General features: G+C 56.2%; 1 pseudogene. It reads left to right on the top strand.

Annotated features, from left to right (window positions below):
- Positions 1-68: 68 nt before the first annotated feature.
- A pseudogene (locus ACLQ3C_RS21645) lies at positions 69-283 on the top strand (hypothetical protein); the annotation flags it as partial.

Raw genomic sequence — 283 nt, forward strand, 5'->3', positions numbered from 1 at the left:
ACGTCGCTGGCAGCGGGATCGTAGCGGTGTCCGGGTGGCTGAAAGTTGAGAGATGGAGATTCTGGCTGATGGTGGATATTGAGCGGTGGCATGAGTGGGATCCGGGTTATGTGACGATCAGGCTCGAGGGTGCTCGGGAGCTACTTGAGTTCTCTTTGACGTTAGATCGTCCGTGGAACAGTGATCGAATTCATGACGTCCAGCGGGATTTGGTGAATGTGTGTGTGTGGTCGTTGGTGGGTTCGGGTGGTGTGGTGGGGGAGGAGGTGTGGTCGATGTTGGA

It is taken from the genome of Gordonia sp. DT30 (genome assembly GCF_049844915.1).
Taxonomy (GTDB): Bacteria; Actinomycetota; Actinomycetes; order Mycobacteriales; family Mycobacteriaceae; genus Gordonia.